At 71.8% G+C, this 25,041-nt stretch carries 19 protein-coding genes; 12 read left to right on the forward strand and 7 right to left on the reverse strand.

The features are described from left to right. Nucleotides 1–284: 284 nt before the first annotated feature. The 5 genes from G4G93_RS20565 to G4G93_RS20585 all read left to right on the forward strand — a co-directional run bounded on the left by G4G93_RS20565 (nucleotide 285) and on the right by G4G93_RS20585 (nucleotide 7,986). Nucleotides 285–1,889, forward strand: a complete 1,605-nt coding sequence (locus tag G4G93_RS20565; RefSeq protein WP_165086878.1) for an alpha-amylase family glycosyl hydrolase — start codon at nucleotides 285–287, stop codon at nucleotides 1,887–1,889. 271 nt (nucleotides 1,890–2,160) lie between these two features. Next, on the forward strand, nucleotides 2,161–3,660 hold the full coding sequence (glgA, locus tag G4G93_RS20570; RefSeq protein WP_165086740.1) for a glycogen synthase GlgA: 1,500 nt from the start codon (nucleotides 2,161–2,163) through the stop codon (nucleotides 3,658–3,660). A gap of 186 nt (nucleotides 3,661–3,846) precedes the next feature. Further along, the gene (locus G4G93_RS20575) at nucleotides 3,847–4,179 is read left to right on the forward strand and encodes a metalloregulator ArsR/SmtB family transcription factor (RefSeq protein WP_312892157.1); all 333 of its coding nucleotides are present in this window, start codon (nucleotides 3,847–3,849) and stop codon (nucleotides 4,177–4,179) included. After that, nucleotides 4,176–4,349, forward strand: coding sequence for a metallothionein (locus G4G93_RS20580; protein ID WP_165086743.1), 174 nt, complete (start codon nucleotides 4,176–4,178; stop codon nucleotides 4,347–4,349). Before G4G93_RS20575 ends, G4G93_RS20580 begins: the two co-directional genes overlap by 4 nt. 97 nt (nucleotides 4,350–4,446) lie before the next feature. Next, on the forward strand, nucleotides 4,447–7,986 hold the full coding sequence (locus G4G93_RS20585) for a NahK/ErcS family hybrid sensor histidine kinase/response regulator (protein WP_165086744.1): 3,540 nt from the start codon (nucleotides 4,447–4,449) through the stop codon (nucleotides 7,984–7,986). A 244-nt stretch (nucleotides 7,987–8,230) separates the two neighbouring features. On the opposite strand, the gene G4G93_RS20590 is transcribed toward G4G93_RS20585, so the two are convergent. Next, nucleotides 8,231–8,857, reverse strand: coding sequence for a helix-turn-helix transcriptional regulator (locus tag G4G93_RS20590; RefSeq protein ID WP_165086746.1), 627 nt, complete (start codon nucleotides 8,855–8,857; stop codon nucleotides 8,231–8,233). A gap of 150 nt (nucleotides 8,858–9,007) precedes the next feature. On the opposite strand from G4G93_RS20590, the gene G4G93_RS20595 reads away from it, so the two are divergent. Continuing rightward, nucleotides 9,008–9,355, forward strand: a complete 348-nt coding sequence (locus tag G4G93_RS20595) for a DUF952 domain-containing protein (RefSeq protein ID WP_165086748.1) — start codon at nucleotides 9,008–9,010, stop codon at nucleotides 9,353–9,355. 2 nt (nucleotides 9,356–9,357) lie between these two features. Then, the gene (locus G4G93_RS20600) at nucleotides 9,358–10,431 is read left to right on the forward strand and encodes a quinone-dependent dihydroorotate dehydrogenase (RefSeq protein ID WP_165086750.1); all 1,074 of its coding nucleotides are present in this window, start codon (nucleotides 9,358–9,360) and stop codon (nucleotides 10,429–10,431) included. Between the two features lie 123 nt (nucleotides 10,432–10,554). On the opposite strand, the gene G4G93_RS20605 is transcribed toward G4G93_RS20600, so the two are convergent. The 4 genes from G4G93_RS20605 to G4G93_RS20620 are packed head-to-tail and all read right to left on the reverse strand — an operon-like array spanning nucleotide 10,555 to nucleotide 13,589. Next, nucleotides 10,555–11,379 carry a bifunctional 2-polyprenyl-6-hydroxyphenol methylase/3-demethylubiquinol 3-O-methyltransferase UbiG gene (locus G4G93_RS20605; RefSeq protein ID WP_165086751.1) on the reverse strand — a complete coding sequence of 275 codons (825 nt, stop codon included), beginning with the start codon at nucleotides 11,377–11,379 and terminating at the stop codon, nucleotides 10,555–10,557. Between the two features lie 45 nt (nucleotides 11,380–11,424). Beyond that, complete coding sequence (locus G4G93_RS20610) at nucleotides 11,425–11,859, reverse strand: GFA family protein (protein WP_165086753.1); 435 nt, start codon at nucleotides 11,857–11,859, stop codon at nucleotides 11,425–11,427. Next, nucleotides 11,856–13,211: an MATE family efflux transporter gene (locus G4G93_RS20615; RefSeq protein WP_165086754.1), complete on the reverse strand. Its 1,356-nt coding sequence runs from the start codon at nucleotides 13,209–13,211 to the stop codon at nucleotides 11,856–11,858. Before G4G93_RS20615 ends, G4G93_RS20610 begins: the two co-directional genes overlap by 4 nt. A 12-nt stretch (nucleotides 13,212–13,223) precedes the next feature. Continuing rightward, nucleotides 13,224–13,589, reverse strand: coding sequence for a DUF6460 domain-containing protein (locus G4G93_RS20620; protein ID WP_165086756.1), 366 nt, complete (start codon nucleotides 13,587–13,589; stop codon nucleotides 13,224–13,226). A 247-nt stretch (nucleotides 13,590–13,836) separates the two neighbouring features. On the opposite strand from G4G93_RS20620, the gene G4G93_RS20625 reads away from it, so the two are divergent. After that, nucleotides 13,837–14,787: an alpha/beta hydrolase gene (locus G4G93_RS20625; protein WP_165086757.1), complete on the forward strand. Its 951-nt coding sequence runs from the start codon at nucleotides 13,837–13,839 to the stop codon at nucleotides 14,785–14,787. Nucleotides 14,788–14,811: 24 nt separating this feature from the next. Continuing rightward, a complete protein-coding gene (locus G4G93_RS20630; RefSeq protein ID WP_312892160.1) occupies nucleotides 14,812–15,714 on the forward strand; it encodes a DMT family transporter in 903 nt (300 codons plus the stop codon). A gap of 174 nt (nucleotides 15,715–15,888) precedes the next feature. Here the strand turns inward: G4G93_RS20630 and G4G93_RS20635 are convergent, their stop codons facing one another. After that, on the reverse strand, nucleotides 15,889–17,757 hold the full coding sequence (locus tag G4G93_RS20635) for a M3 family oligoendopeptidase (protein WP_165086758.1): 1,869 nt from the start codon (nucleotides 17,755–17,757) through the stop codon (nucleotides 15,889–15,891). A gap of 301 nt (nucleotides 17,758–18,058) precedes the next feature. Here G4G93_RS20635 and G4G93_RS20640 point away from each other — a divergent pair, with 301 nt between their 5' ends. From G4G93_RS20640 to G4G93_RS20650, 3 genes are all read left to right on the forward strand, one after another. Further along, nucleotides 18,059–19,546, forward strand: a complete 1,488-nt coding sequence (locus G4G93_RS20640; RefSeq protein ID WP_165086760.1) for a sigma-54 dependent transcriptional regulator — start codon at nucleotides 18,059–18,061, stop codon at nucleotides 19,544–19,546. Between the two features lie 253 nt (nucleotides 19,547–19,799). Beyond that, nucleotides 19,800–21,866, forward strand: coding sequence for a murein L,D-transpeptidase (locus G4G93_RS20645; RefSeq protein WP_165086761.1), 2,067 nt, complete (start codon nucleotides 19,800–19,802; stop codon nucleotides 21,864–21,866). A gap of 517 nt (nucleotides 21,867–22,383) precedes the next feature. Then, nucleotides 22,384–23,952: a DUF882 domain-containing protein gene (locus tag G4G93_RS20650; protein WP_395409846.1), complete on the forward strand. Its 1,569-nt coding sequence runs from the start codon at nucleotides 22,384–22,386 to the stop codon at nucleotides 23,950–23,952. Here G4G93_RS20650 and G4G93_RS20655 read toward each other — a convergent pair. Then, nucleotides 23,924–24,835: a peptidoglycan-binding protein gene (locus G4G93_RS20655; RefSeq protein WP_206289912.1), complete on the reverse strand. Its 912-nt coding sequence runs from the start codon at nucleotides 24,833–24,835 to the stop codon at nucleotides 23,924–23,926. The genes G4G93_RS20650 and G4G93_RS20655 overlap by 29 nt on opposite strands. Between the last annotated feature and the right edge of the window lie 206 nt (nucleotides 24,836–25,041).

Raw genomic sequence — 25,041 nt, forward strand, 5'->3', positions numbered from 1 at the left:
GCCGGTCCGTCGTCTCGCGATGTCGCGGCCGCCGGTGATGCAGGCGGGCCACAATCGCGGCTTCGCGCGAGCGGAGGCACGAAACCGATCGCGGCGGGCCGGCTTCCCGGAGGGCGCCGCCGTCGCGCGCCCTACTATAGGGGCAGGCGCCCGCCCGCTCAACCCCATCACACAATTCCATTGCGCCCAATGGGCGCCGACGGCAAGCGCAGCATGACCGAGGAGCGCGCAGCATGACCGACGACGTGAAGCCCGCAGGCCCACAGGCGGCGCCGGCCCGGCTGCTGGCCGGCGAATTGTGGTGGAAGGCGGGGGTCGTCTACCAGGTCTATCCGCGCTCGTTCCAGGACACGAACGGCGACGGCGTCGGCGACATCAAGGGCGTGACGGCCCGCCTCGACTACCTGGCCTGGCTCGGGGTCGACGCCCTGTGGCTGTCGCCGGTCTGCCGCTCGCCGATGGCCGATTACGGCTACGACGTCTCGGATTACTGCGACATCGACCCGCTCTTCGGCACGCTCGCCGATTTCGACGCCCTGGTCGCGGAGGCGCATCGCCGGCGCCTGCGGGTGATCATGGATTTCGTGCCGAACCACACCTCGGAGGAGCATCCGTGGTTCCGCGAGGCGAGGGCCTCGCGCGACAACCCGAAGCGCGACTGGTACATCTGGCGCGATCCGGCCGCCGACGGCGGGCCGCCCAACAACTGGATCAGCAATTTCGGCGGCCCGGCCTGGACCCTCGATCCGGCGACCGGGCAATACTACTACCACGCCTTCCTGCGCGAGCAGCCCGACCTCAACTGGCGCAACCCGCAGGTCCGCGCCGCGATGATGGACGTGCTGCGCTTCTGGCTCGACCGCGGCGTCGACGGCTTCCGGGTCGACGTGATCTGGCACCTGATGAAGGACGGGCTCCTGCGCGACAATCCGGTCAACCCGGATTACCGGCCGGGCGAGCCCGAGATCAACAGCCTGCTCCAGATCCACTCCGCCGACCAGCCCGAGGTGATGCAGGTCATCGCCGAGATGCGGGCGGTGCTCGACGCATACGACGCCCGCGTCCTGATCGGCGAGATCTACCTGCCGCTGGAGCGGCTGGTCGCCTATTACGGCACCGACCTGTCGGGCGCGCACCTGCCGTTCAACTTCCAGCTGATCCAGACGCCGTGGCACGCCAAGGCCGTGGCAGACCTGGTGGCTGAGTACGAGGCGGCCCTGCCCGCGGGCGGCTGGCCGAACTGGGTGCTGGGCAACCACGACCAGCCGCGCATCGCCGCGCGGGTCGGCGACGCGCAGGGCCGCGTGGCCGCCGTGCTGCTCCTCACCCTGCGGGGCACGCCGACGCTCTATTACGGCGACGAGATCGGGCTCGGCCGGGTGCCGATCCCGCCCGAGCGGGTGCGCGACCCCTGGGAGCACAACGAGCCCGGCCGCGGCCGCGACCCGGAGCGCACGCCGATGCAATGGGTGCCCGGCCCCCATGCCGGCTTCTCCACCGTCGAGCCCTGGCTGCCCCTCGATCCGCAGGCCCAGACCGGCAACGTCGAGACCTTGCGCGACAACCCGACTTCGATCCTGACCCTGCACCGGCGCCTGATCGCGCTCCGGCGCGAGCATCCGGCGCTCAGCATCGGCGCCTACCGGGCGGTGTCGGTGTCGGGTGACGTCCTGGTCTACGAGCGGTGGCACGGCGACGAGGTCGTGCGCGTCGCGCTCAATTTCGGGCACGAGGCTTGCACCACCGAGGTGCCGCCCGAATCGGGCTGGGAGGTGCTGCTCTCGAGCGCCGGCGGCCGGCGCGGCGAGGGTCCACAGGACGGGTATTTCGCACTCGCGGGAGACGAGGCGCTGGTGCTCGTCCGGCGCGCTCCGGGGGCCGAGGGCTGATCCGGACTTTACCCGCCTAAGCTCCGCGTACGATGCGGTACAGCTTTGCGGCGCGGCAAGAATCGAGATTTTCTCTTCCGATCTACGTAAATTTTTCTTGCCGCCCCGGATCGCCATGATATTGTGCAGTGCACTGGAACCTCGGCGGGATCAGCGCGTTGTCGTGGCAGTACGCCGCGGCATCGTCCGCTCGCAATCCGTCCGGCTCGCGGCGTGGGGGCTCTTCATGACATTTCCGGCGTCGGCACGGTCGGCTTCCCTTGCGCCGGCAATGCCGTCTGGCGGCTCCCCGCGGGGCGCCGTCGAGAGCTTGCGCGGCTCGCTCAAGCCGCGGATCCTCTACGCCACGCCCGAGATGGCGGATTTCATCAAGACCGGCGGCCTCGGCGAGGTCGCGGCCTCCCTCCCCCGGGCCCTGCGCCAGCATTACGACGTGCGCATCCTGATCCCCGGCTACCGTCAGGTCGTCGAGCGTCATCCCGACATCCCGGTGGTCGCCCACCTGCCCGGCAGCGCCGAGATGCCGCCCTGCGACCTCGGCCTGATCGAGACCGGAGACGGGCTGCCGGTCTACGTCATCCTCTCCGCCGACCTCTACGAGCGCGACGGCTCGCCCTACGGCGACCAGGGCGCCGACTTCTCCGACAACGACCTGCGCTTCGGCCGGCTCAGCCTCGCGGCGGTCGAGCTTGCCCAGGGCATCGACCCGGAATGGCGGGCCGACCTCCTGCACCTCAACGACTGGCAGACGGCTCTTGCGCCGGCCTACCTGGCCTGGCGCGGCCTGCGCACGCCGACCGTGCTGACCATCCACAACCTCGCCTATCAGGGCCTGTTCCCGTGGGAGAACCTCGGCCGCCTCGGCGTGCCGGAAAGCGCCTTCCACATCGACGGCGTCGAGTTCTACGGCAAGCTGTCCTTCCTCAAGGCCGGCCTGTTCTACGCCTCCCACGTCACCACGGTCAGCGAGACCTACGCCCACGAGATCACCACGCCGGAATTCGGCTGCGGCCTCGACGGCCTGTTGCGCACCCGCGCCCACCAGGGCCGGCTCGCCGGCATCCTCAACGGCATCGACGAGAGCTGGGATCCCCGCACCGATCCGCTCCTCGCCACCCGGTTCGAGCCCGACGACTGGAAGGGCAAGCGCGCCAATGCCGACGCGGTGCGCACCCGCTTCGGCCTCGGCGTCTCGCGGGGCCCTCTCTTCGCCATCGTGTCGCGCCTCGTGCACCAGAAGGGCGTGGACCTGACGCTGGCGGCGGCCGAGTCGATCGTCGCCGAGGGCGGGCAGCTCGTCGTGACCGGCCAGGGCGAGCCCCGTTTCGAGGCCGCCTTCCTCGACCTCGCCCGGCGCCATCCCGGCGCGGTCGGGGTGCGGGTCGGCTTCGAGGAGACCGACGCCCACCGGATGTTCGCCGGCAGCGACTTCCTGCTGATGCCCTCGCGCTTCGAGCCCTGCGGCCTTGCCCAGATGTACGCCCAGCGCTTCGGCTCGCTGCCGATCGCCCATCGCACCGGCGGCCTCGCCGACACGGTCGAGGACGGCGTCACCGGCTTCCTGTTCGGCGAGTCCTCGCTCAAGGGCCTGAGCGGCGCGATTCGCCGCGCCTTCGATGCCTTCGCGTCGAAGCGCCGCCTCGGTGCGATGCGCCGCAGCGCCATGTCCCGCGAGTTCGGCTGGGACAAGGCCGCCGACGGCTATTCCTCGCTCTACACCCGGGTGATCGGGAACGGCGCGGAACTGATGCGCTCGCGCGCGGTCGCCTGACCGGAGCCCTCTCGCACGCCGCGTCCCACGTCGTCGGTGCCTCTCCTCGACCCCGCGGTGCCCACGGCGCCGCGGGGTCGTTCGCGTTCGGAGCTTGCAGGCCCCCGGCAGACGACCCTGCCTTGACATCTGCCTCCGCGTCAGCAACACATGAATACGTGCTCATGTGTTGAGGAAGAGATCAGCGTGCGACCCCTGGCGCCCGAGCAGGTCGCGGATGTCGCGGAGGTGTTCCGGCTCCTCGGCGAGCCGAACCGCCTGCGCATCGTGCTCGCCTGCCTCGAGACGGAGTGCACGGTCGGCGAGATCGGCGAGGCGCTGAACCTGTCGCAATCGCTGACCTCGCATCACCTGCGCCTGCTGCGGACAGCCCGCATCCTGCGGGCGGTCCGCCACGGCCGGCACGTCGCCTACGCGATCGACGACGATCACATGCGCGACGTGCTGCGCAACATGGTCGCCCACCTTACCGAGCCGCACGAGCACGGCCACCCGCACGAAGAGGAACCCGGATCATGACCAGCCCCACCACCGAGACCGTGAAGTGCGCCTGCGAGGATTGCGTCTGCGTCGTCCCGACCACGAAGGCCGTGTCGCGCGACGGCAAGGCCTTCTGCTGCGAGGAATGCGCCGAAGGCCATCCCCACCATGCCGGCTGCGACCACGCCGGCTGCGCCTGCCACGGCTGAGCGACATCCGGGGGCGTGCTTACGCCCCCCACATGCTCTAAAGCCCCGGACATGCGCAACGCCCGGGCCTCGCCCGGGCCCGGGATGGACGACGCCGATGATCGCGGGCTGGACGGTGGTGCTGGCGGCCCTCGTCTATATCTGCGCCCTGTTCGCGGTGGCCCATTGGGGCGACGTCGCCGGGCGGACCCTGATGCGCGACGCGCGGGTGCGGCCGACGATCTACGCCCTGTCGCTGGCAGTCTATTGCACCTCCTGGACCTTCTTCGGCTCCGTGGGGCTCGCCAGCCATGCCGGGCTCGACTTCCTGACGATCTATATCGGCCCGATCCTGGTGGTCGGCCTCGGCTATCGGATCGTCGCCCGGGTGGTGCGGATCGCCAAGGCCCAGAACTCGACCTCGATCGCAGACTTCATCGCCGCCCGCTACGGCAAGAGCGAGCGCATCGCCGCCCTGGTCTGCCTGATCTCGGTGGTGGGCGCGGTGCCCTACATCGCCCTGCAATTGCGCGCGGTGGCGGCCTCGCTCCAGGTCTTCCTGCGCGCCACCGACGGGGTCGGGGCGCCGGCCGACATGCTGGGCGATCTCGGTCTGTTCGTGGCGCTCGTGCTGGCGGGCTTCGCGGTCGCCTTCGGCACCCGCCACGCCGACGCCACCGAGCACCAGGACGGGCTGACCCTGGCGGTGGCGCTCGAATCCCTCGTCAAGCTGCTCGCCTTCCTCACCGTCGGCGGCTTCGTGGTCGGCTGGATGCTGCGCGACCTGCCGGCCTCCTCAAGCGCCGTGCACGGGCTCGGGACGCTCGCCGGGCAGACCTCCGGCCCGGCGACGCTGATCGTGCAGACCCTGCTCTCGGCCGCCGCCGTGCTGCTGCTGCCGCGCCAGTTCCACATGGCGGTGGTGGAGAACCGCTCGGTCGCCGATATCCGCCGGGCGGCCTGGACCTTCCCGCTCTACCTCGTCCTCATCAACCTGTTCGTGGTGCCGTTGGCGCTCGCCGGCCTCGCGCTGTTCCCGGAGGGCACGGTGCAGCGCGACATGACCGTGCTGGCGCTGCCCCTGCACGAGCGGGCCGACGGCATCGCGCTGATCGCCTTCATCGGCGGCCTCTCGGCGGCGACCGCGATGGTGATCGTCGAATCGGTCGCGGTGGCGATCATGATCTCGAACCACCTCGTTATCCCGGTCGCGCTGCGGCGGCGGAACCTGGTGGCCGGCGCCTCCCCGTCCCCGGAGCCCGGAGCCCCGGATCTCGGCGGCTACGTGCTGGTGGTGCGACGCATCGCGATCGTCGCGGTGGTGCTGGTCGCCTACGTCTATTCGCGGATCGCCGGCGAGGTGGCACTCGCCTCGATCGGGCTCCTCTCCTTCGCGGCGGTGGCGCAGATCGCCCCGGCCTTCGTCGGCGCCTTGTACTGGGGGCGCGGCACCGGCGCCGGGGCGGCGGCCGGGCTCGTCGTCGGCTTCGCGGTCTGGCTCTACACCCTGCTGCTGCCGAGCCTCGTCACCGGCGACGGCTGGGCGGCCGCGCTGATCGCCGACGGGCCGTTCGGCATCGAGGCGTTGAGCCCGACGGCCCTGATGGGGGTCGACGACTTCCCCCGCCTCGTCCACGGCACGCTCTGGAGCCTCGGCCTCAACACGCTGGCCTATATCGGCTTCTCCCTGCGGCGCGCCCCGACGGCGATCGAGCGCCTGCAGGCCGAGGCCTTCGGGCAGGTGTCGAATCTCGACGAGGCCGGCCCGGTCGCGCCGAGCTTCCGTCTGTTCCGCAGTGCCGTGACGCTGGCGGAATTGCGCGCCACGGTGGCGCGCTTCCTCGGCGAGGAGCGGGCGGTGCGGGCCTTCGAGGAGTTCGCGCAGGGGCAGGGCCGGCCCCTGCGGGACGACGCGGTGGCGGGCCTGCCGGAGCTGCGCCACGCCGAGCACCTGCTCGCCTCGGCGATCGGCGCCGCCTCGGCTCGCCTCGCCCTGTCGCTGCTCCTGCGCCGGCGCAACGTCTCGCCGAAGGCGGCGCTGAAGCTCCTCGACGACGCCTCGGCGGCGTTCCAATACAGCCGCGACGTCCTCCAGCACGGCCTCGATCACGCCAAGCAGGGCATCACGGTCTTCGACCGCGACATGAAGCTGATCGTCTGGAACCGCGCCTTCGCCGACCTCTACGACCTGCCGCCGGACATGATCCAGACCGGCATCGGGCTGGAGGCGATCGTGCGCTTCAATGCCGGGCGCGGCGCCTACGGGGCGCGGGACGCCGACACCCTGGTGCGCGAGCGCATCGCCGCCTTCCGCCTCGAATCCGGGCCGCAGCGCTTGCGGCTGCATCCGAGCGGCCGGGTGATCGAGATCCGCGCCAACCTGCTGCCGAACGGCGGCGTGGTGGCGACCTATACCGACGTGACCGATTCGGTCGCCGCCGAGGAGGCCCGCACCCGCCTCAACGAGGAGCTGGAGACCCGGGTGCGCGAGCGCACCGAGGAGCTGACCCGCCTCAACGCCGCGCTGACCCGTGCCAAGGCCGAGGCCGAGGAGGCCAACGCCTCGAAGACCCGCTTCCTCGCGGCGGCGAGCCACGACATCCTCCAGCCGCTCAACGCGGCACGGCTCTATGCCAGCGCCCTCGTCGAGCGCGACCGGACCACCGACCCGACGCTGGCCGAGAACGTCGACGCCTCCCTCGACGCCGTCGAGGAGATCCTGACGGCCCTCCTCGAGATCTCCCGTCTCGATACCGGGGCGCTCAGGCCCCAGCTCTCGATCGTGCGGGTCTCCGACCTCTTTCGCCAGGTGCAGCGCGAATTTGGTCCGATGGCGCAGGAGAAGGGCCTGGACCTGACCGTGATGCCGTCGTCGCTGGCCCTGCGCTCCGACCGGCAATTGCTGCGCCGGCTGCTGCACAACCTGGTCTCGAACGCGATCAAGTACACGCCGAAGGGACGCGTCCTCGTCGGCGCCCGGCGGCAGGGCGACCGGGTGGTGCTGATGGTCTGCGATAGCGGCCTCGGCATCCCGGCGGCGCAGCAGAAGCTGGTCTTCCGCGAGTTCCAGCGCCTCGACCAGGGCGCGCGGGTCGCCCGCGGCCTCGGCCTGGGCCTGTCGATCGTCGAGCGGGCGGCGCGGCTCCTCGACCATCCGGTGACGCTCGCCTCGACGCCCGGCCGCGGCTCGGCCTTCTCGGTCGCGGTGCCGGGCGCCCCCCTGCGGCCGGCGCTCGAGGCGCAGGGAGAGGCGCCCCGCCCCGCCACCGTGCCGCTCGCCGGCCTCACGGTGCTGGCGGTCGACAACGAGCCGGCGATCGTCGACGGGATGCGGGTGCTGGTCGGCAGCTGGGGCTGCGCGCTGCACACCGCCGGCTCGCTGAGCGAGGCGCTGGCCCTGGTGCTCGGCGGCGCACTTCGCCCCGACGTGATCGTGGCCGATTACCACCTCGACCAGGGCACCGGGCTCGACCTGATCGCGGGTCTCCGTGCGGCGCTGGCCGCCGACATCCCGGCGGTGCTGCTGACCGCCGACCGCTCGCCGGACGTGCGCGACGCGGCCGCCGCGCAGCGGGTCCAGGTGCTGGGCAAGCCGCTCAAGCCGGCGGCGCTGAGAGCCCTTCTGACACAGTGGCGCGGGCGGCAGGCGGCGGAGTAGGCGACCCTCGACCGCGGCGCCTTCGAACGGCCCCGTTCGGAGGCGCTGGCCAAGGCCGCAAGGTGTTCTCCACCTTGCGCCGGCGCTGATACGCCGAACGCCTCGCCGCCGACCTGTCGGTGGCGAGGCGCACGTCCGTCCTACGAAATCCGACCCGATCGCGTTGCAAGGCGGATTTCGGCTTCGCTGAGACGCCGCGCGGGCTGGTGATACGAAGTCCGGAACGGATCTTCCGGACTTCGTATCATTGCCGCACCCACATCACCCGGGCCATCCAGGCGATGTCGGCGGCCGGGATCACCCGGTCGGGTCCGCCGGGGATGGGGGCGCTCAGCTCGGCGGCCCGCGTGGTGCGGCGCTTCAGCTCGGCGGCCAGGATGCCGCCGTCTCCCAGGCAGGTGACCACCCGGTCGCCCTTGCGCATCGCGGCGGTGGCCGAGACCAGCAGCACGTCGCCGTCCCGATACAGCGGCGTCAGGGCGCCGCCCCGCGCCTCGATGGCAAAGCAGCTCTCCTGCCCGAAGCCCGGGACCTCCATCTCCTGGACCGCACTGCCGTTGCCCGGCAGGCCGTTGGCGCCGATCTGGCCGGTGGCGTTCTCGCTGGCGATCAGCGGCACCACGATGCGTGCGTCGGAGGTCCGCGGGCCGATCATGCGCAGGAAATCGTCGAGCGTGGAACCGGTGGCGGCCAGGATCTTGGCGACCGATTCGGTCGAGGGCCAGCGCTTGCGCCCGTCGGGGCTGATTCGCTTCGAACGGTTGAAGCTCATCGCGTCGAGCCCGGCGCGCTTGGCGAGGCCGGACGCCGTCAGGTTGTTACGCTGGGCGAGGTGATCGATCGCGGACCAGATTTGCTCGTGGGACAGCATGGGGGACCTGGCCTGACGCGGGCGGGCGTTCACCACCGAACTAACAAATGTAAACTACCGAACCCTTGCCGAAAGGCAACGGCGTTGCCGCCTCGTCCCGGCGTCGCTATCGCTCGCCCGGTGACCCCGTCGAGGAGGCAAGCGGCACCCGTGACCGTGATCTACAAGATATGCCCTGTGCCCCTGTGGCGGGAAGCCGAGGCCGCCGGCCGTTTCGACGGTGCGCCGGTCGATCTCGCGGACGGCTACATCCATTTCTCGACGGCCGCGCAAGCCCCCGAAACGGCTGCCAAGCACTTCTCGGGACAGGATAATCTTCTTCTGGTCGCGGTCGACGCGGCGGCGCTCGGCGGCGCCTTGCGCTACGAGCCGTCCCGGGGCGGGGCACTGTTCCCGCACCTCTACGGCCCCCTGCCGCTCTCTGCCGTCAAAAGCGCCGCGCCGCTGCCTCTGGGCCCCGGTGGAAATCATATTTTTCCAAGTTTCATCGAGGGTTGACCGTGATCCAGGCCCTCTTTCCGCTCGTCCGCCCCCTGCTCCACGCCCTCGATGCCGAGACCGCTCACACCTTGACCGTTGGGGCACTCGCGCGGCTTCCCCTGCGGGATCCGCCGGCCGACGACCCCCGCCTCTGCGTAACCGTTATATCAAGAAAATTTTCCAATCCGGTCGGTCTGGCGGCGGGGTTCGACAAGGGCGCGCAGGCGCCGGACGCCCTGCTCGGGCTCGGCTTCGGCTTCGTCGAGGTCGGCGGGGTGGTGCCCCGGCCGCAGCCCGGCAACCCGCGCCCGCGGGTCTTCCGGCTGCCGGAGGACGGGGCGGTGATCAACCGGTTCGGCCTCAACAGCGAGGGGCTCGACGTGGTGCGGGCGCGGCTCGCCGCCCGGCAGGGCCGGCCCGGGATCGTCGGGGTCAATATCGGGGCCAACAAGGACGCGACGGACCGGCTGGCGGACTACGTCGCCTGCACCCGCGCCCTGGCCGGCCTCGTCGATTTCATCACCGTCAACGTCTCCTCGCCCAACACGCCCGGCCTGCGCGACCTCCAGGGCGAGGCCTTCCTCGACGACCTGCTCGCCCGGGTGGTGGAGGCCCGGGACGAAGCCGGCGCCGGCACCGCGGTGCTGCTCAAGATCGCCCCCGATATCGGCCTCGACGGGCTCGACGCGATGACGGCCACCGCCCGGCGCCGGGGCATCGACGCGCTCGTGGTCTCGAACACCACCGTGGCGCGGCCGGCGAGCCTCAGGGGAGAGGCCAGGGCCGAGACCGGCGGGCTGTCCGGCCGGCCGCTCTTCTCGCCCGCGACGCGGCTCCTCGCCGAGACCTATCTTCGCGTCGGCGCCGCGCTGCCGCTGATCGGCGTCGGCGGGGTCGATTCGGCGGAGGCCGCCTGGGCCAAGATCCGGGCCGGCGCCAGCCTGATCCAGCTCTACTCCGCCCTGGTCTATGCCGGGCCGGGCCTGGTCGGCGAGATCAAGGCCGGTCTGGTGCGGCGGATGGAGCGGGAGGGGATCCGCAGCCTCGGCGCGATCGTCGGGCGCGATGCCGGGGAGCTGGCCCGGACGGCGTGAAGCGCACCCGTCGAGCGGCGCGTAACCCTCCCCTCTCCCGACCCGGGCCTCACGGCCGGGCCACCCGCCCCCGCAGAAGGGGACGGGTTCGACTGCGCCAGGCGCACCGCCCGTCCCGTCGCCTCACAATTCCGGATTCGTCGGCTCGGTGCGCCGCGCCACCACGGTGTAGCAGAGCCGCTTCTGCCCGAGCAGCATCTGGCGATGATACGTCACCGCCGATTCGCCGAAGCCGAGGATCGCCAGCAATTCCTGCATCGTCGTCGGCGCGATGGTCCACCAGGCGTCGAAGCGGATGCGCTGGTCGGTGCGGGGCAGAAGGAACATCGGCAGGCCGATGCCGCGCGGCAGGAAGCGCAGGAACTGCAGCGATTTCGGCAGCATCTCGGTGACCACCACGGTCTCTCGGGTGAGCCGCAGCGCGCCGTGGAGGGCCCGGAACGGGTCGCGCAGGCGCGTCAGCGCGTTGCCAAGCACTGCGACGTCGACCGGGCCGACCGCCTCCGGCACCGCGTAGAGCGAGCCGCCGGCCCGCACGGCCCGGGAGTTCAGCGCCGCATGGCTGTACCACCAGGCATTCTCGAACCGGCGCAGGTGGTTGCGGATCTCCGGGGCGATCACCGCACGCTCGAAGTCCGGATACGGCACCATCTCCCAGCACGCCTCGCCGGCGAAGTCGAAGGCCACCACCTCGGCGCCGCGCGCCTCCATGGCGAAGCCGAGGAAGCCGCTGGTGGCGCCGAAATCGAGCACGCGCTTGCCCGCCACGGCGACGTGGCCGAGATATGCGTCGAGCCCCGCCCGCAGGTCCCAGGCGCCCGGCACGGTGCCGTGACTGGGCAGGTCGATGGTGTGGTTGAAGGTGCAGATTCCCTGGTCGTCGACCGCGCGGGTCGGCAGGAACGGGGTATCGGTCTCGCGGTCTGCGGTCGGGTCCGCCGTCGTCATTGCGGGATTCGGTCTCGTGAAGCGGCGGTGGGGAGCACGCGAGGGTCAGGCCTCGTCCCGCGCCCGAGGGTAGGCCGGCAGCCCATCCGGCAGCGTGACCCAGGACAGGCGGCGGGAGACCCAGACGTGGTCGCGCGGCGGGAAGCGCTCCGGCGCGTCGAGGCTCGCCAGGGTCAGGTCGATCTCGTCCGGCAGGTCGTCGGCCCGGTAGGCGAGATGCGTGAAGCAGGCCGGGCAGACGGCGCGCTCCGCCCGCGCGCTGGAGCGGAACCAGGTCGGGCGACCGGTGAGGCGGCAGGCCTCGCGCCGCACGGTGAGCCAGCCGACCATCGGGGCGCCGGTGGCGCCGCGGCAATCGAGGCAGTGGCAGATCGTGAGGTTCCAGGGCTCGCCCTCGGCCTCGTAGCGCACGCCGCCGCAGCGGCAACCGCCGGTGATCCGAACGGCCTCGCTCCCGGCCGGATGCTTTGCCTGGCTCATCGGGTCGCTCCTGCGGGCACGGCGCCCCGCAGCCGTGGAAAGGCGCCGGCCGCGAGCCGGGGGTAGAGCAGGGCCTGGCCGAGGCCGCGGGCAGCCAGGAAGGCCAGCATGGCGAGCCACAGGCCGGCATTGCCGAGGTCGCGCGTCAGCGCCAGCATCGCGGCATCGACGGCGAGCGCCGCCAGCATCAGGTTGCGCATCGCCCGGGTCCAGGTCGCCCCGATATAGACCCCGTCGAACGCGAAGGCGGCCGCCGCCGCGAGCGGCGTCAGGGCGGCGTAGACGAGGTAGTCGCGCGCGAAGGCCCGTACCTCCGGCGCGGAGGTGACCGCGTCGATGAACGGGCCGCCGAGCGCCAGGAACAGGCCCGAGACCGCGAGGGCGAAGCCGAGGCACCAGCCCAAGCACAGCCGCACCGCGCCCCGGAAGGCGCCCTCGTCGCGGGCCCCGAGCGCCTGGCCGCACAGGACCTCCGCCGCCGTGGCGAAGCCGTCGAGGAAGAAGCTGCCGATGAGGAAGAGGTTCTGCAGGACGGCGTTCGCCGCCAGGGTCACGTCGCCGTCCCTGGCGCCGAGGCCGGAGAACAGGGCGAGCGCCGTGATGAGGGCGAGGGTGCGCACCATCACGTCGCCGTTGACCGACAGCATCCGGATGAGGCCGGCCCGCTCGACGATCTCGGGAAGCGGCACGCGCCAGGGCCGGGCGCCGAGGCGGCGCAGCACCAGGAGGCCGAGGAGCGTGCCGGCCACCTCCGCCAGCACGGTCGCCAGCGCCGCCCCGGCGACGCCGTGGCCGAGCCCGAGGACGAACAGGAGCGTGAGGCAGACATTGACGACGTTGATCGCGACCTGGAGGCCGAGGCCGAGATCGGTGCGGCCGCGCCCGAGGGTCGAGCCGAGGATGGCGTAGTTCGCCAGCGTGAACGGCGCGCACCAGATCCGCACCCCGAAATAGCCGGCGAGCGCCGCATTCACCGCCGGGCTGGCGCCGAACAGCCGGAAGGCCGCCGCCGCCAGCGGTTCCTGCAACGCCACCATCGCGAGGCCGACGGCGAGCGCGACGGTCAGCGCCCGGGCAAGCGCCCGGTCGACCTCCGGGCGGTCCCCGGCCCCGGTCGCCTGCGCGGTGAGGCCGGCGGTCGCCATGCGCAGGGCGCCGAAGGTCCAGAACAGATAGTCGAAGATCACCGCCCCCAGCGCCAGGGCGCCGAGCAGGGCCGCGTCGCCGAGCCGCCCGACCACCGCCGTCCCGACGAGGCCGAGGAGCGGCGTCGTGACGTTGGCGAGCGTCATCGGCCCGGCGAGCGCCAGGATGCGGCGATGCGTGACGTCCGGACTTGCGGCGGCGATCATCGGACGCCCCGCTCAGCGGCTGCGGGCGAAGACGCGCGACAGGAGCCAGAGCGGCACCACCACCACGGCGCCGGCGACGAACCAGCGGCCGGCATCGTGGAAGGTCTCGAAGCCGAGGGTCAGCAGCGACTGGATCGTGTCGTAGGCCTGGGCGAAGAGCAGACCGGGCGTGACCCCGAGCATCGCCATGCCGGCCCCGACGAGGAGCGACAGGAACACCAGCCGCACCAGCACCGCGCCGGGCGAGCCGCCGAGGAAGCGGTGCAGGCCGGAGGACCGGCCCTCCCGGTAGCCGCCGGGGCCCGGATCGTAGCCGGACGGGCCCTGGCCGCCCGGTCCTTGCCCGCCGAAGGGACGGTGGAATCTCTGCTCGCTCATGCTGCCTCGCGACCCTGCCGTTTCGGAATGCGGCTCACCCGTTGCACAATTGCCACGGTTTCGGCGAAACCCGGCGCAGGCTGACGCATTGCACCGTTTGGCAATCCGGACCTGAGATGGCAACCTTCCCGGACTATCCCAAGATGCGTGACCGCACCTGTCGGGCCGGAGGGCGGCCCACCCGCAACCCCGAGACGCTCCGCCACCTGCACCGGCGGCGCAGCGCCGCGAGATTGATACCCCGAGCATGATCGACCACGCGCTCTTCGACCCGGCGAAAACCGACCCCGACGCCGACCGGCTGAACCGGGAGATCATCGCCGCCCAGGCCCAGGCGCCGGATCCCTGGTCCATGCCGGTGGATGAGGTGCGCGAGCGCCGCCGCCGCGGCAGCCTCGCCTATCCGGCGATGCCCCGCAGCGCCCGGGCCGAGACGATGACGATCCCCGGCCCCGGCGGGCCGCTCACCCTGCGGGTGATCCGGCCGCAGCGGAAGGCCCGGGGCGCCTACCTGCACATCCATTCCGGCGGCTGGGTCTGGGGCGGGTCCGACGAGCAGGACCCGTGGCTCGAGCGCATCGCCGAGCGCTGCGGCTTCGTCTGCGTCTCGGTCGAGTACCGGCTGGCGCCCGAGCACCCCTATCCCGCCCCGATCGACGATTGCGAGGCGGCAGCGCTCTGGCTCTACCACGAGGGCCGCAAGCTGTTCGGGATCGAGGCGCTGACCATCGGCGGCGAGTCGGTCGGCGCGCACCTGAGCGTGATGACGCTGCTGCGCCTGCGCGACCGCCACCGGCTGCCCAAGGCCTTCCGGGGCGCCAACCTGTTTTCCGGCCTCTACGACCTCGGCGTCACCGCGAGCGCCCGCAACTGGGGCGACGAGCGCCTGGTGCTCAACTCCACCGACATACGCCGCTTCGCCGACGGCTTCGTGCCCGAGGGCGTCGCCCGGCGCTCGCCGGACGTCTCGCCGCTCTACGCCGACCTCGCCGGCCTGCCGCCGGCCCTGTTCTCGGTCGGCACCCGCGATCCCCTCCTCGACGACACCCTGTTCATGTCGATGCGCTGGGCCGCGGCCAACAACGGCGGCTACACCTCGGTCTATACCGGGGGGTGCCACGTCTTCATCCGCTACAACCTCGCCATGACCCAGCGGGCCCTGGAGCTGATCGAGCGCTTCCTGATGGCCCTGGCGTGAAGGATTCGGCGTGAAGGAGTTTGCGTGAGAGACGGCCGCTCGGCCGCAGCCGCCTACGCGCTCCTCGCCTTCGCGACCCTGCTCTGGGCCGGCAACGCGGTGGCGAGCAAGGTGGCGGTCGGCCTCGTCTCGCCGCAGGCCCTGGTCGCCCTGCGCTGGTCGATCGCGCTGACGGCGATCGCCCTGGTCGCCGGGCGCGAGACCTGGGCGCACCGGCGCACGCTTCTGGCGCACTGGCCGATGATCCTGCTGATGGGCGGCGTCGGCTATACCGGCTTCAACGCCCTGACCTACGAGGCGGGAGCGCTGACCAGCGCCGTCAACCTGTCCCTGATCGAGGGCACGATCCCGGTCCTGGTGCTCGTCCTCAACTTCCTGGTCCGCGGCGTCTCCGTGCGGCCCGGCCAGATCCTCGGCTCCGCCATCACCCTCGCCGGGGTGGTGCTGGTGGCCAGCCACGGCGACCTCGCACGGCTCGCCGCCCTCGATGTCAATCGCGGCGACCTCCTGGTCCTGCTGGCCTGCCTGTTCTACGCCGGCTACACCATCGCCCTCCCCTCGCGGCCGGCGGTGCCGGCCCTGGCCTTCTTCGCCGCCATGGCGGTGGCGGCCTGGGCCACCTCGATGCCGCTGCTGATCGGCGAATGGGCGAGCGGCCGGATCCTCTGGCCCGGCGCCGCCGGCTGGGCGCTGATCGCCTTCACGGCGCTGGGGCCCTCGCTGGTGGCGCAGCTCGCCTACATGCGCGGGGTCGAGACGATCGGGCCGAACCGCGCCGGCCTGTTCAACAACCTGGTGCCGGTCTTCGGAGCGATGCTGGCGGTCGGGCTGGTGGGCGAATCCTTCGGCGTCGTCGAGGCGGCGGCCCTCGCGCTGGTGCTGGGCGGGATCGCCGTGGCGGAGTTCTTCGGGCGCAAGGCCGCGTGAGGCGGCACCTGGGCCGTGCTGACGAGGACGGTCCGTTTCCGCAGCGCACCTGACATTCTCGGTGCCATCCCGGGGCTCGGCGCAGCCGAGAGTCCGGGATGACGCGGAGGGTGGCAGGACCGTCGAGACGATCCCGCCGCGAGGCCGTCCGCGAATGCCCGCCGGACCGCCGCCTTACGCCTCCATCGCCTCCAGCTCTGCGATCATCCCTTCGATCATCGACAGGCCGATCTGCCAGAAGGCCGGGTCGCGGGCATCCAGCCCGAACGGCGCCAGCAATTCGCCGTAGGGCTGGCTGCCGCCGGCCGAGAGCAGGGCGAAGTAGCGCTCGACGAAGGCGGCTTCCGCCGCCGGGTCGCCGCTCGCCCGCTGGTAGACGCCGTAGAGGGAGTTCACCAGGCAATCGCCGAACGCGTAGGCGTAGACGTAGAACGGCGAGTGGACGAAATGCGGGATATAGGCCCAGTACGGCTCGTAGCCCTCGTCGAGGCGGATCGCCGGGCCGAGGCTCTCCGCCTGGACCGACATCCACAAGTCGCAGATCTTCTCGGCGGTCAGCTCGCCTTCGCGGCGGGCGAGGTGGATCTTGCGCTCGAACGCGTAGAACGCGATCTGGCGCACCACCGTGTTGATCATGTCCTCGACCTTGGCGGCCAGCATCGCCCGGCGCTGCACCGGATCGGTGGTGGACTCCAGCACGCGCCGAAAGGTCAGCATCTCGCCGAACACGCTGGCGGTCTCGGCGAGCGTCAGCGGGGTCGGGGCCATGAGCGCGCCGTTCGGGCCCGCCAGAACCTGATGGACGCCGTGGCCGAGCTCGTGGGCCAGCGTCATCACGTCCCGCGGCTTGCCCTGGTAGTTGACCAGCACGAAGGGATGGGCCGAGGGCACGGTCGGGTGCGCGAAGGCGCCCGGCGCCTTGCCGGGGCGTACCGGCGCGTCGATCCAGCTGCCGTCGAAGAATCGCCGGGCGATCTCGGCCATCTTCGGCGAGAAGGCGCCGTAGGCCGAGAGCACCGTCTCGCGCGCCTCGGCCCAGGGGATGGTGCGCTGCTCGACCTTCGGCAGCGGCGCGTTGCGGTCCCAGTAGGCCAGGCTGTCCCGCCCGAACCACCGCGCCTTCAACGTGTAATAGCGGTGCGACAGGCGCGGATAGGCCGCCTGCACGGCGGCGACCAACGCCTCGACGGTGTCGCGCTCGACCCGGTTGGCGAGGTGGCGGGCATCCGACACGTCGGCGAAGCCGCGCCAGCGGTCGGAGATCTCCTTATCCTTGGCGAGCGTGTTGGTGATGAGCGTGAAGACCCGCAGGTTCGCCCGGAACACGCTGCTGAGCGCGCCCGCCGCGTCCCGGCGCACGGTCTCGTCGGGGTCCTGGAGCTTGTTGAGGGTCGGTTCCAGCGTCAGTTCCTCGCCGCGCAGCGGGAAGCGTAACGACGCGATGGTCTCGTCGAACAGCCGGTTCCAGGCCCCACGGCCGGTCACCGACTTCTCGAGAAAGAGCTTCTCGGCCTCGTCGCTGAGCTGGTGCGGCTTCTCGCGGCGGATATCCTCAAGCCAGGGGCGGAAGCGCGACAGCGGCGGATGGGCGGCCGCGGCGTCGATCAGCGCATCCTCGACCCGGTTGAGCTCGAGGCTGAAGAACAGGAGGTCGCTGGCGGCGGCCGTCAGGCGCTCCTGGGTGTCGCCGTAGAACTTCGCCCGCGCCGGGTCGGTGGTGTCGCCCGAATAGACGAGGCCGGCATAGGACATCAGCCGGCCCAGCCGGTCCTCGATCGCCTCGTAGGCGGCGACCGCGGTGCCGAGGCGGTCGGGCGCCTCGGGGCCGGCGGCGAGGTCCGCGATGCGGCCGCGATAGTTCGCGGCGAAGGCGCGGCACTCGGCCTCGGCCTGCGTGAGGTCGTCGGCGAAGGCCGGGTCGTCGAGGCCGGCATAGAGGTCCGACAGGTCCCATTCCGGCAGCGGACCGAGATCGACGGCGCGGGCCGTGGCCTGGGCGGTGCTCAGGGCGCTGTCCGACGGCGCGGCGGCACTCAGCGGCATGGACGATGTTCCTCTCGGGCACAAGGGCGGGCACAGGGGCGGGCACAAGGGTGGGGCGTGCGCGGGGACATATCGGCCCCGACCGGCCCGCGATCAACCGAGGCGGCCGCGATTGCCGGGCTGCCGCCGTCGGCGCGGTAACCTTCCGTTGGCGTTAAGGGCCACTTTACGCTTGTGACGCAGCATACGCCTCGAAACGAAACACCTGCGTGATTCGCGGCCTCCCGGCCTGCCGGGGCCGCCCGGCACAGGAAAAGCCCCGGGGCGGCGCCCCGGAGCCGCGGTCCCTCGAGGAGTCCAGATGACCACCACGGTCCTCATCGTCGACGACGATCCCGTGCAGCGCCGGCTGGCGGAGGCCATGGTGCGGCGCCTCGGGTTCGATGCCGTGGTGGCCGAGAGCGGCACGGCCGGTCTCGACGCCATCCGGGCTCCCGATTCCGGCATCGACGTGGTGCTGCTCGACCTCGCCATGCCGGGCGGCCTCGACGGGCTCGGCGTGCTGGCCGAACTGCGCAAGGCCGGCATCGACACGCCCGTCATCGTCCAGACCGCGAACGGCTCGATCGACGCGGTCGTCAACGCCATGCGGGCGGGCGCGGTCGATTTCGTGGTCAAGCCCGCCGGGCCCGAGCGACTGCAGGTCTCGATCCGCAACGCGCTGCAGGTCGACCAGCTCCAGGACGAGATCCGGCGGATGCGCCGGCGGGCTTCCGGCGCCCTCTCGTTCCGCGACCTCACCTCGAAGAGCCCCGATATGGGGCGGGTGATGCGGCTCGCCGAGCGGGCCGCGAAATCCAACATCCCGGTGCTGATCGAGGGCGAATCCGGCGTCGGCAAGGAGGTGCTGGCCCGCGCCATCCAGGGTTCGGGCGAGCGCCGCGGCAAGCCGTTCGTCACGGTCAATTGCGGGGCGATCCCCGACAACCTCGTCGAATCGACCCTGTTCGGGCACGAGAAGGGCGCCTTCACCGGCGCCACCGAGCGCCATCTCGGCAAGTTCGTCGAGGCCTCCGGCGGCACCCTGTTCCTCGACGAGATCGGCGAGCTGCCCCTCGACGCGCAGGTGAAGCTCCTGCGCGCGCTCCAGGAGGGGGAGGTCGATCCGGTCGGCGGGCGCAAGAGCGTTCGGGTCGACATCCGGCTGATCTCGGCGACGAACCGCTCGCTCCTCGACCTCGTCAAGCAGGGCCGCTTCCGCGAGGACCTGTATTACCGCCTCAACGTCTTCCCGATGACCCTGCCGCCGTTGCGGGCCCGGCGCGAGGACATCCCGGACCTTGCCCGCTCGTTCTGCGCCCGGTTCGCCGCGGAGGAGGGCAAGCGGGTCCGCGGCATCGCCGCGGAGGCGATGGCGCTCATCACCCGCTACGACTGGCCCGGCAACGTGCGCCAGCTCGAGAACGCACTGTTTCGCGCGGTGGTGCTCGCCGACGGCGACGAGCTGACGGTGGCGGAGTTCCCGCAGATCGCCGCCCAGGTCCAGGGCTTCGACGTGCGCATCCCCCCGGCCCCGGCGGCGCCCGAGCCCGGCACCGGCCCGGCGCCGGTCCGCGAGATCGTCCGGATCGAGGTGCGCGATCCCCACGCCCTGTCGCTGGTCGCCGAGGAGACCGGCGAGATGAAGACGATGGAAGGACTCGAGGGCGAGATCATCCGCTACGCCCTGCAATTCTACCGCGGGCGGATGTCGGAAGTCTCGCGCCGGCTCGGCATCGGCCGCTCGACTCTCTATCGCAAGCTGAAGGAACTCGGGCTCGACGACGAGAAGACCGAGGACGCGGCCTGAATCCGCGTCCCTCGTCCGAAGAAAACCGCATTTCACGGGTTTTGGGCGACACCATGGACTGCGCCGCGCCGGCGCGATCCTCCGCGCCGCGCCGCGATCACTGTCGCGGTGCGCCACGGCACATCGCGAACGCTCACGCGGGCATGCGGCCTGGGTGTGGCTGCCGTGCGATGGCACGGCCTGGGTTCACGTGTTTACTAATCTAGATGATCAGCGTGGCCGCTTCGCCGGCCGCGGCTTCGAGGAGAGGACCATGGCTCCCAGGCGCAGGACCGGCCGGAACACCGGTGCGGCGGCGACCCTCGCGGTGCTGCTGGCCGCGCAAGCTGGCCTGTCGGGGGTGCGGGCCGAGGGGGTGGCCGCGTCGCCCGCGACCGGCGCGACCGTCGCGAGCGTGCCCGACCCGGGGTCCTCCGACCAGGTGACCTCCGCTCCGGCAACGCCCGCTCCGGCGATCACCATCATCCCGGATAACCCGGCCTCGCCTCCGGCCGGGGTGCAACAGCCCACGGCGACCGCGCCCGAGGCCGCCCCGGTCCAGCCCGCCGCCCTGCCGGGCGCCACCGTTCCGGGCACTCCCGCGCCTGCCCCGGCCGACGCGCCGGCGGCACCGGTGGAGAGCGCGGCCCCCGCCCTGCCCCCGCCCGCCCCCGGCGACCCGGTGGCCGAGGTGGTGGCGGTGCGCCTCGCCGACCCGAATTTCAGCCTGATCCGCCGCCTCTCCACCAAGCAGCGCGAGGCAATGCAGGCCTTCTACGCGCTCGGCGCGTTCAAGTCGGTCTGGCTCACCGAGACCGGCTGGTCGGACGCCGCCAAGGCGGTGATCGCCCGGCTGCAGGCGGCGGGCGAGGACGGGCTCGATCCCCTCGCCTACCCGATTCCGCTCCTCGACCCCCCCCATGCCAAGCCCGCCGACCTCGCCGAGGCCGACCTGAAGCTCTCGGCCGCCGCGGTCCTGTATGCCCGCGACGCCCGCGGCGGGCGCCTCGAACCCTCGCGTCTGTCGCGCTTCATCACCCCGAAGCTCGACCTGCCCGGGGCCGACGCGGTGCTGACCCGCCTGACCCCGGCGGGGTCGAATGCCGGCTCCCTGCTCCAGGCCTACAACCCGGGCCAGCCCGGCTACCTCGCCCTCAAGGCGAAGCTCGCGTCGTTGCGCGCCCAGCAGCCGAACCGCGCCGTGCCGATGGTGCGCCTGCCGAAGGGTCCGGCGCTGAAGACCGGCATGCGCGATCCCCGGGTGCCGCTGATCCGCGCCCGGTTCGGCCTCGGCGGCGCCTCCGACGCCACCGCCTACGACGAGGGCGTGGCCACCGCCGTCGCGAGCTTCCAGCGCGAGCGCGGGATGAAGGCGAGCGGCATCCTCGATCCCGCGACCGTGGCGGCTCTGGCCGGTGCCGCGCCGGGCAAGCAGGAAGCCGACATCCTCGCCAACATGGAGCGCTGGCGCTGGCTGCCGGCCGATCTCGGCCGCACCCACGTCTTCGTCAACATCCCCGAATACAAGGTGCGGGTGATCCGCGACGGCCGCGTCCTCGACGAATCCCGGGTGATCGTCGGCAAGCCCGATTCGCCGACGCCGATCTTCTCGGGCGAGATGACCTACGCGGTGGTCAACCCGTCCTGGACGGTGCCGCCCTCGATCCTCAAGAGCCAGTTCCTGCCCGGCCTCGCCCGCGACCCGAACTACGCGGCGCGCCTCGGCTACCAGGTGGTGAAGCGCGGCAACGGCATCGCCATCCGGCAGCCGCCGGGCGAGCGCAACGCGCTGGGCTTCATCAAGTTCATGTTCCCCAACGACCACGCGGTCTACCTGCACGACACGCCGAACCGCAGCCTGTTTTCCCGCTTCGAGCGGGCGCTGAGCCACGGCTGCGTGCGCGTCGACGATCCGTTCCGCTTCGCGCAGGTCGTGCTCGGGCCGCGCTGGCCGACGGAGCGGCTGAAGGCGCTGATCGGCAAGGGCGAGCGCACGGTGATGCTGCCCGAGAAGCTGCCGGTGCACCTCGCCTACTTCACCCTGGAGGCGGATTCGACCGGGACGTTGCGCAGCCTGCCCGACCTCTACGGCATCAATGCCCGGGTGAAGGTGGCGCTCGGCCTCTCGACCGAGGCGCTGCCGGCGGAAGCCGGCCAGAAGCCGAAGGCGAAGCCGCCGGCCGCGGCCCCGCACACCCACCGCGACGTCGCGCAAGGCGCGCCCCGCCCCGCGCCGCGCCGCCCGGTGGCGACGGCGACCGTCCCCGACGAGCCGGCGGTGGTGCAGCCGGCGCCGGACTATTTCGGCGAGACCGGGGCGATCCGGCGGGGGTGGTGGTAGGCACCCTCTACGCTTCGGCTTCCCCGGACTTCATCCTGGGGCCGCGACTGCCGCCCGTCGATCGCGTTCAGCCGAGACGCGTGGCCGGCGGTCGCGCCGCCGGACCGGGCACGGGCATCGACCTCTCGCGAGAGCGAGAAAGCGACCATATATTTTTGCACCGCGATAGACTGCCGTCTCGGCACCGCGTCGGGCTCGATCCCGCGGCCGATGGTCTTGGCACGCCGCCGACCAGGATTTCCTCGACGGAGATTGCGGCGCATCTCTGCTCGCATCGTCTTGCGAATGACGTCAGGACCGACGTGATCGTCTCCACGACGATCCGGCCTCGGCGTTCCGTTTCCAACGTCAGCCGCTCGGTCCCACGAAATCGTGAAGCGCGGCCGATTTTTGCCACGGTTGAGGCTTAGCGCTGCGCCCCATCCTGTCGCAGGGACCCGGTAACTGTTTGTTGACGGTTCTCGGCAACCTTGCGTTCACCATGGCGGCCACGCGGCCCGAGCGAGGATGAGGGATCGTGCGAGCGCTCAAGCGTGCCGGAAGCGGGGTGGCCGATGCGGCGGCCCGGGGATCGCGCTCCTGCCGGCGCGGCGCGCTGGCGCTGGTCGCCTGCCTGACCGCGGTGATCGCCTCGACCAGCGACACCCAGGACGCGGTCGCCAACGGCGACACCCGCACGATCTCGATCTTCCACGAGCACACCAAGGAGGGCGCGTCGATCACGTTCAAGCGTGACGGGCGCTACGACCGGGCCGCCCTGGAGCAGCTGAACTGGCTGCTGCGCGACTGGCGCCTCGACGAGCCGATCAAGATGGACCCGCGCCTGTTCGACGTGGTGTGGGAAGCCCACCGCGCCGTCGGCTCGCAGGACGCGATCCACGTTGTCTCGGCCTATCGCTCGCCGAAGACCAACGCCGCCTTACGCCGGCGCTCCCGCGCGGTAGCCGAGCACAGCCAGCACATGCTCGGCAAGGCGATGGATTTCTACCTCGCCGACGTCTCGATCGACCAGATCCGGGCGATCGGCATGCAGATGCAGCGCGGCGGCGTGGGCTGGTACCCGCACGCCAACAGCCCCTTCGTCCATCTCGACGTCGGCTCGGTGCGCTCTTGGCCGCGGATGAGCCACGACCAGCTCGCCCGCCTGTTTCCCGACGGCCGCACCGTCCACCTGCCCGCCGACGGCCGGCCGATGGCGGGCTACGAGATGGCCAAGGCCGAGATCCTGGCCCGCGGCGGCAGCGTGATGGGCGTGGGCCAAGCGATCGCCGCGGCGGACGAGGAGGACAGCCCGAACGTCGTAGGCCAGTTCTTCGCCATGCTGTTCGGCGGGTCCAAACCCGCCGCGCCGCCGCCGGCGCCGGTGGTTCTGGCCGGCCGCGCCGGCCGCGTCCGCCCGGTGGCGCTGGCCAGCGCCCAGCCGGAGGATGCCGGCACCCGCGACGCCCTCGCTTACGCCGCCCCGGCGGCCCCCGCCGCCCTCCTGCAGCCGGCCGCGCCCCGACAGGCCGCCCTGCAGCCCGAGCCGGTGCAGCCGGAGACCGCAGCGCCGGTCGCCGCACCGGAGCCGGAGATGCGCGCCGCCGAGACGGTGGCGGCCGGGCTGCCGGCGGCCCCGCTGCCGCCCCGGCGTCCGTCGGAATTCGCCGCTCTGGCCGAGGCGCTGGTCGCCGCGCCGCCGCCAATCATGGTGCCGCTGCCCCCGGCCCGCCCGGCCTCGGTGCAGGTCGCTTCCGCCGAGGCCGATCCTGCGGCCCTCGGCGCGATGCTCCAGCCGCGGCCCCGTCTGGCGCCCTCCCCCGCCGAGCCGAAGGCGCCGGAGCCCAGATCCGCGGAATCCAAGTCTTCGGAAGCCAAGTCGTCGGATTCGAAGACGCAGCTGCGCGCCTTGTTCAGCGCCGCGGTGGCCGCGCCCGCCGCCGAGGCCGCCGCGGTGCGCCTCGTCCAGCGGCCCAGGCCCGGCCCTCCGCCCGCCGGCCTCGTCGCCGCCCCCGCCGGCGCGGTCGCGACCCGCTTCCGGGCCGGATCGAGCGAGGACGTGCCGAGCGCCGGCCGCTTCAGCGGGCCGGCGGTGGGACGGCGCTGAGCGCCGCGGAGGCGGCCGGGGCGGGAACCGGGGTCGCCGGCACGGCATTCGCCGACAGCACCGGCCAGGTTCGCGCGCCGACGATGCCGTCCGGACCGAGCCCGGCCGTGGCCTGGAGGTGCTGCACGGCCAGGAGCGTGGCCGGACCGAAATCGCCGTCGATGGCGATCGGGTAGCCCCGCGCGGCGAGCAGGCGCTGCAACGCCGCGACGTCGGGTCCCACATCCCCGAGATGCAGCACGGGCTGGTCCGGCGTCGGACCCGGCGCGACCGTGTCCGCCGCCAGGTCGGCCAGGACCGCCTTGGCGCGCTTGAGGTAGAAGATCCGGTCGTCGAGCCCGTTCTGGCCGCCATTGATCACCTTCGTGATGGCGGTGATGTCGTCGGCGTCGGCGAGCTGGTTGAGGCTGAGGCGCTTCCCGCTGCTGGCCCGGTAGGTACGGGTGGTCCAGAATGCGCAGGCGATCCGCAGCGACACGACCGGCTCGGCCGCGAGGGTCGGGTCGTCCTCGAGATCGAGGTGCAGCAGGGCGCCGAAGCTGCGATAATTCGCCCGGCCGGTGAGCTGGAACAGGCCGCGCCCCTTGTAGCGCGGGCCGTCCCCGGGCGTGGTGTTGCCGAGGTCGGCCCGACCGTTATAGGCGGTGCCGCTGGCATATTCCTGCGTCGTGCAGAAGCTGTCCGATTCGTGGGCCGCCTGTGCCAGGAAATGCGCGATCCGCAGCGGCGTGTCGATCTGCGATTGGGCGAGTGTCGTCGCCAGGACCGGCCCGATCGCTGTGATGATCGCCGCCTGATTGGTCTTGCGCGTCCCGCTCTGCTTGCGTGCGATCGCGAACAGCGTGCTGGCATCGATCGGCAGCATGGTCCGTCCCCCCGTCATGACAGGCCTCCGACCCGGCTTGCCCGAGTCGGAATCGCGGCGATTCGCGCGCCCGCCAAGATCATGGCAATGATCCATGCTGTGAAGGGCCGTCATCGGAAATCATTTTTTCAGCCGAGGGCCGCCGCCAACGGTCGGCGCCGCAAGGATATGGCATCTATACTTTATATTTTAATCATCAAAATAAAATGGGTCTGCTATCAAGA

Source organism: Methylobacterium sp. DB0501 (genome assembly GCF_011043735.1).
GTDB classification, from domain to species: Bacteria; Pseudomonadota; Alphaproteobacteria; order Rhizobiales; family Beijerinckiaceae; genus Methylobacterium; species Methylobacterium alsaeris.